We start from the raw sequence: 6,233 nt of genomic DNA, 5'->3' as shown, positions 1-6,233 counted from the left end.
TGGTTAGAATACAGTACTGTTTCTATTTTTTAAACCATGTTATTTATAGTGAACCAATACTAGCGCAGGAAATATACGTAGACTCCTGCGGGAGGAAGGGCATCGGTGAGACTACGCAGTGCGATAGCACAAGGAGGCTCACCAGCCCTCCTAAGTAAGGTGCGTGAAGTGTATTTCCAGAACGGATTTACGCATAATTCATAATTGTTTAACGGTAAGTTTTACTGAAACTAAATACCCGTATTCATCTGTGTGGTTTTATTTCTGATATAAAGGAAAGTAGTAAAATGTATCGGGTTTTAGCTTGTATGGGTCTGTTGTTGGATTTAGTTCTCTAAAATGTTCGATTATATTCTCTGAATGGAACGTTGAGATGTTACCTTCATTTATTGATTCAACGATTGAAAATATCGTATCACCAGGTTGAACCTTAACATGTGCTATTGAATAGTCAAGTTTAGAATTTAAAATTTGGTCTGATGTGTTCTCATTGTTTGAGCTTTTATTAATTGTTAAGTCTTGAAAAATACTAACTAACAGCAATATAATGAGTGTATAGAGTGCAAGTTTTTTCAATGTATACATAGAAATTTCTCCTTTAAATTGAAACCATTTACAATTCCACACGTATGAATAAATTAGAGAGGGGGGTAATAAAATGGATATCTTTGATCTGCAATGGATTGGATTCGTTATAACATTTTTAGCAACATTATTTTTAATTGGCGAAGTTTTAGTTAATATGCGAGGTTTTTTTGGTCTGTTGGGTATTGGGTTCATTACAGTATACTTTGCAGCCTATGTTGAGAGCAGTTCCTTTATTCTAATGCTTATTATATATTTTGTAGGATTATTACTTATTATAATTGATGGCAAGCTACTTAATGATGGAACACTTGCAACAATTGGTCTTGCCAGTATGCTAACGTCTGTAGCATTAGCTGCAGATAATCTTACTTCAGGATTATATGCTGTTTTAGGAGTGTTGTTGGGTGCTGGCGCTTCTTTCTTCTTTTTAAAGGTATTTAAACGGAGAGAGATGTGGACAAAGCTTGCATTGAAGGATCAATTAACAAAAGAAGCGGGGTATAATTCCATGAATATGGAATACGAGCAGTTAGTTGGTCAGGAAGGAATAACATTAAATGATTTGAGACCTGTTGGGACAGTGAAGATAAATAAAAAAGATTATAGTGCAGTTTCTGATGGTCAGTGGATCCCGAAGAACAGTAAAATAAAAGTAACGCAAGTAGACGGGACTAAAATACTAGTCGAAAAAATATCATAGATGGTTGAAAAAGACAATTGCCTTGTATTAGGGAATTGTTCTTTTTTTTGAAAAAAAGAATGAAAATGGGGGTTTAAGGGTAGTTACTAAACAGAGGAAAATTCTCTATGTAAATTTAATGTAAATTATTTAACTTATACCTTTACAAATGGTTAATAAATCATTAATAATGGGAGAGGTGCAAACGACAAGATTCAACATTAATGAAGGGACGAAAGCAATAGTGAATATCGATTTACAAGCCTTATTATTCGAGTTTATTGGTGGTTTAGGAATATTCTTACTCGGTATAAAATTTATGGGAGACGGACTCCAGAAATCAGCAGGTGACCGTCTGCGTAACATATTAGACCGGTTTACGACTAATCCATTTTTAGGCGTTTTGGCAGGAGTCATCGTAACATGTCTGATTCAGAGCAGCTCAGGAACAACAGTACTTACTGTTGGACTAGTAAACGCTGGATTTATGACGCTGCGCCAGGCTATTGGAGTCATCATGGGTGCTAACATTGGTACAACAATAACTGCATTTGTTATCGGGCTTGATATTGGAGAATATGCTTTGCCAATTCTTGCAATTGGGGCATTAATTTTATTTTTCTTTAAAAATCAAAAAGTTACAGCAGTTGGACAAACTATATTTGGGTTCGGGGCATTATTTTTCGGTTTAGAATTAATGAGTAGCGGGATGTCTCCATTACGTTCTCTCGACTCATTTCATGATTTAACGGTAAGTATGTCTTCAAGCCCGATATTAGGAGTAGTTGTTGGTACGGTATTTACTTTAATTGTACAAAGTTCCAGTGCTACTATCGGTATTCTGCAAGGATTATTCTCAGAAGGTGCGATAGCATTAGAAGCAGCTATACCAGTTTTATTTGGAGATAATATTGGTACTACAATTACAGCGATATTGGCAGCAATAGGTACAAGTATAACTGCAAAAAGAGCTGCATTAACACATGTTATTTTTAATCTTGTAGGTACTATTATTTTCCTTACATTCCTAGGTTTATTTACAAGTTATGTAGGCTACTTACAAACACAGTTAAATTTAAATCCTGAAATGACTATAGCCTTTGCACACGGCAGTTTTAATATTATTAATACGTTGATTCAAGTTTGGTTTATTGGTGCATTAGCGTGGATTGTAACAAAAATCATTCCAGGCGAGGATACAATTATTGAATATAATCCAAAACACCTTGACCCTATCTTTATTCAACAATCATCAACACTTGCGTTAGATCAAGCAAAATCTGAAATTATTCGTATGGGTGAATATGCACATCAAGGTTTAGAGGAAACAAATCTATACGTTATCACACATAATCAAAAACACTCGGAGATGGCAATGCAGGTGGAAGGTGCATTGAATAATTTGGATCGGAAAATAACCGAATATCTCGTTAATATTGCAGCCGGATCCTTATCAGATGCAGAAAGTGTAAAGCACACCTCCCTGATGAATTCAGTTCGTGATATTGAGCGAATTGGCGATCATTACGAGAATATTATTGAGTTGATTGATTATAAAATATCGAATAAAGTTAACTTAACAGAACAAGCTTTGGAAGATCTTAATACAATGTTTGACTTAACACTCTTAACAGTTAAGCAAGCGGTAGAATCTTTGGATAAGATGGATCGCGAAGCGGCATTAGAAGTTATCCAAAAAGAAGATAAAATCGACAAAATGGAACGTCAATTCCGCAAAAAGCATATCATCCGTATGAATGAAGGGTTATGCAGCGGGTCAGCTGGTATCGTATTTGTAGATATTATCAGTAACTTGGAACGTATTGGTGACCATGCAGTAAATATTGCTGAAGAAGTATTAGGAGAGTAGAAAAAGGAGGGAGACCTCCTTTTTTGCTTATCAGAGGATTTTTTTCTGCAAGAAGCAACAATTTATTCATTTAAATGTTGAAATAAATTTTAGAACATGATATTATAAATCTCGCAGTCGCATAAATGACTAATACATAAATTTTGAGTAAAAGCAAAAAGTTTTGCAAATATGCAAAATCAAGTTGACAGAAAAACTGAAACATGGTAAATTATATTTTGTCGCTAATATAATGCCAGCTAGTAAAACACTTGAAAAAGTAATGGTTACTAGTGGATATAGCAACTTTAGACAGACTATCTTATTATTCCACAGTAGCTCAGTGGTAGAGCAATCGGCTGTTAACCGATCGGTCGTAGGTTCGAATCCTACCTGTGGAGCCATATGGCGGCGTAGCTCAGCTGGCGAGAGCGTACGGTTCATACCCGTGAGGTCGTGGGTTCGATCCCCTCCGCCGCTACCATACATAGTTCAATTCAATAATTATATAATGGCGGTCGTGGCGAAGTGGTTAACGCACCGGATTGTGGCTCCGGCATACGTGGGTTCGATCCCCACCGGTCGCCCCATTATAAAAAATCAGGACCCTTAGCTCAGTTGGTTAGAGCTATCGGCTCATAACCGATCGGTCGCAGGTTCGAGTCCTGCAGGGTCCACCATAAAACTCGGAGGTATACCCAAGTTCGGCTGAAGGGATCGGTCTTGAAAACCGACAGGCGGGTCAAACCGCGCGGGGGTTCGAATCCCTCTACCTCCTCCATATACTTTATTTTAAATTACATATACCTGGCTCGGTAGCTCAGTCGGTAGAGCAACGGACTGAAAATCCGTGTGTCGGCGGTTCGATTCCGTCCCGAGCCACTTTTTAAACAAGCAAAATTGCTTGTTTTTTCTTTTGTACAAATATATTTATTTAATCTAGCAAAAAGTGATAAAATTCTTTAATTGTTTAAGGCAAAAAATTTGCATGAATAATGAAGCTCTGATAACCTTTAAATTAAAGGTTAGACAGACCTTAATAATTTGGATTCATTTAAGGAGGAAAAAATTATGGCAAAATTTGAACTACCTGAGTTACCTTATGCATATGATGCATTGGAACCAACAATCGACAAAGAGACAATGAATATTCATCATACGAAGCACCACAACACGTATGTTACCAAATTAAATGATGCACTGGAAGGACAAGCAGATCTTCAAGTAAAATCAGTAGAAGCACTTATTAGTGATTTAAATGCAGTTCCTGAAAACATTCGCACAGCAGTACGTAATAATGGTGGCGGACATGCTAACCATAGCTTGTTCTGGAAGCTTCTTTCACCAAACGGTGGAGGCGAGCCATCTGGCGAACTAGCAGATAAAATTAACGCTAAATTTGGTGGATTAGATGCATTTAAGGAACAGTTTGCAGCAGCAGCAGCAGGACGCTTCGGTTCTGGTTGGGCATGGCTAGTTCTAGATAATGGTGAATTAGAAATCACTAGTACTCCAAACCAAGATTCTCCATTAATGGAAGGAAAAACACCATTATTAGGATTAGACGTTTGGGAGCACGCATACTACCTAAATTACCAAAACAGACGTCCGGATTATATTTCAGCATTCTGGAATGTTGTTAACTGGGATGAAGTTGCTAAAAATTATAATGAAGCAAAATAAGAAGAGAAAAGTAAAACACGCGGTTAATTCCGCGTGTTTTTTTGTATAACTGTTACTCCTTCGTTCACACTAAGAAAGACGCAGGAGGAGTAACCGTATGCAAAAGATGATCCTATTTTTTCAAGATAAAATGGAAAGCAATCGAGATTTACTGATTTTATTGCTCATTGGTGGTCTTTATTCACTGGGGATTTTTCTATCCAACACATTTGTGAATATATATTTATGGAAACAATCAGGTGACTATATTACAATTGCTAATTATAATTTAGCAATTTGTCTGTTCCAGCCAGTTACCTTTATCCTTGCAGGAAAACTTGCCAAAAAAGTTGATCGAATTATAGTATTGAGATTAGGTGTTATTTTTCTATGTCTTTTTTTCTTATGTGTGCTTCTAATTGGTGACAAAGCTTCAACCTATAATTTCTTGCTTGGAAGTTTGTTGGGGATTGGATATGGATTTTATTGGCTGGCTTATAATGTATTAACCTTTGAAATAACAGAGCCTGAGACGAGAGATTTTTTCAACGGATTCCTTGGGATTTTACAATCGCTAGGTGGAATGACGGGTCCACTTTTAGCCGGGGCAATCATCGCTAAAATGGCAGATAATATTGGTTATACAGTAATTTTTGGTGTTTCCTTCGCTTTATTTGCATGTGCCGTTGGAATTAGCCTTTTATTGAAACGCCGGGGTGCTGAAGGGGTTTTTCACTTTAAGCGCATTTTAGGAGAAAGACAACGTAATAAAAACTGGAACAGAATTCTCCGTGCACATTTTTATCAGGGCTTGAGAGAAGGAATCTTCGCTTTTGTAATATCAATCTGGGTTTTCTTAGTGACAAAAAGCGAATTTGCACTCGGAACATTTAATATGTTCCTTTCAGGGCTATCTGTAATTTTTTATTTGATAGCTACAAAATTTATCAAACCTTCTATGCGTAAAAAGGCGATTCTTATTGGAGCTACACTTCTTTATGCTTCCATTTTTATCATTATTATCGATATAAACTATCTATTGCTTATGATATATGCAATTGTAATTGGAATTGCATATCCAGTCATAAACGTGCCATACGTATCACTTACCTTTGATGTTATAGGTAAGGCTTGGAAAGCTGGCGAAATGCGTGTAGAATATATGGTTGTTCGTGAATTGTTTCTAAATAGCGGCAGGGTTCTATCTATTATCGTTTTTCTTGCAGGTGTGTATTTCTTTGATGCAGAAAAGGTTATTCCGATTTTACTGATGATTTTTGGCGCTGGTCATTTTATGATTTATTTTGCTGTCCGTAATATTTATTTAGGCAGCCCAAAAAAGAAAGAGATTTTATTAAAAGAACAAATAACAGACGAAAAAAATCGCTAAATATGATAAAATTAGAAATATGTTTGATGGAGATAAAGGATTATAAAAACTTATCTAATCTGCAG

The 6,233-nt window shown here is 36.3% G+C and carries 5 protein-coding genes and 6 tRNA genes; 10 read left to right on the top strand and 1 reads right to left on the bottom strand.

Features of this window, described 5'->3' with window-relative positions; all coding sequences use genetic code 11:
• Positions 1 to 258: 258 nt before the first annotated feature.
• Positions 259 to 585 (bottom strand): hypothetical protein, encoded by a 327-nt coding sequence (locus NSQ77_RS21470; protein ID WP_339228136.1) that lies wholly within the window; start codon positions 583 to 585, stop codon positions 259 to 261.
• A gap of 73 nt (positions 586 to 658) precedes the next feature.
• On the opposite strand from NSQ77_RS21470, the gene NSQ77_RS21465 reads away from it, so the two are divergent.
• The 10 genes from NSQ77_RS21465 to NSQ77_RS21420 all read left to right on the top strand — a co-directional run bounded on the left by NSQ77_RS21465 (position 659) and on the right by NSQ77_RS21420 (position 6,168).
• Positions 659 to 1,288: an NfeD family protein gene (locus tag NSQ77_RS21465; protein WP_339228135.1), complete on the top strand. Its 630-nt coding sequence runs from the start codon at positions 659 to 661 to the stop codon at positions 1,286 to 1,288.
• Between the two features lie 223 nt (positions 1,289 to 1,511).
• Entirely contained in the window at positions 1,512 to 3,137 is a 1,626-nt protein-coding gene (locus NSQ77_RS21460; protein ID WP_339228134.1) for a Na/Pi cotransporter family protein, read from the top strand.
• Between the two features lie 308 nt (positions 3,138 to 3,445).
• Positions 3,446 to 3,520 (top strand) — tRNA-Asn (locus tag NSQ77_RS21455).
• A 3-nt stretch (positions 3,521 to 3,523) separates the two neighbouring features.
• Positions 3,524 to 3,600 (top strand) — tRNA-Met (locus NSQ77_RS21450).
• Between the two features lie 30 nt (positions 3,601 to 3,630).
• Positions 3,631 to 3,706, top strand: a tRNA-His gene (locus NSQ77_RS21445).
• Positions 3,707 to 3,719: 13 nt separating this feature from the next.
• Positions 3,720 to 3,796: transfer RNA gene (locus tag NSQ77_RS21440), tRNA-Ile, on the top strand.
• An 8-nt stretch (positions 3,797 to 3,804) separates the two neighbouring features.
• Positions 3,805 to 3,897 (top strand) — tRNA-Ser (locus NSQ77_RS21435).
• Positions 3,898 to 3,925: 28 nt separating this feature from the next.
• A tRNA-Phe gene (locus tag NSQ77_RS21430) sits at positions 3,926 to 3,998 on the top strand.
• Positions 3,999 to 4,187: 189 nt separating this feature from the next.
• Entirely contained in the window at positions 4,188 to 4,799 is a 612-nt protein-coding gene (sodA, locus tag NSQ77_RS21425) for a superoxide dismutase SodA (protein ID WP_339228132.1), read from the top strand.
• A gap of 97 nt (positions 4,800 to 4,896) precedes the next feature.
• On the top strand, positions 4,897 to 6,168 hold the full coding sequence (locus NSQ77_RS21420; RefSeq protein ID WP_339228131.1) for an MFS transporter: 1,272 nt from the start codon (positions 4,897 to 4,899) through the stop codon (positions 6,166 to 6,168).
• Positions 6,169 to 6,233: the final 65 nt, after the last annotated feature.

Origin of the sequence: Oceanobacillus sp. FSL K6-2867, from assembly GCF_037963145.1 — a bacterium.
Taxonomy (GTDB): Bacteria; Bacillota; Bacilli; order Bacillales; family Amphibacillaceae; genus Oceanobacillus.
Note: the sequence above shows the minus strand (reverse complement) of the source record. Positions and strands in the feature narration are given on the sequence as shown.

What these genes read in the sequence shown, in the direction of transcription:
- NSQ77_RS21470 (WP_339228136.1), bottom strand. Translation starts at nt 585, where the DNA reads ATGTATACATTGAAAAAACTTGCACTCTATACACTCATTATATTGCTG.
- NSQ77_RS21465 (WP_339228135.1), top strand. Translation starts at nt 659, where the DNA reads ATGGATATCTTTGATCTGCAATGGATTGGATTCGTTATAACATTTTTA.
- sodA (WP_339228132.1), top strand. Translation starts at nt 4,188, where the DNA reads ATGGCAAAATTTGAACTACCTGAGTTACCTTATGCATATGATGCATTG.
- NSQ77_RS21420 (WP_339228131.1), top strand. Translation starts at nt 4,897, where the DNA reads ATGCAAAAGATGATCCTATTTTTTCAAGATAAAATGGAAAGCAATCGA.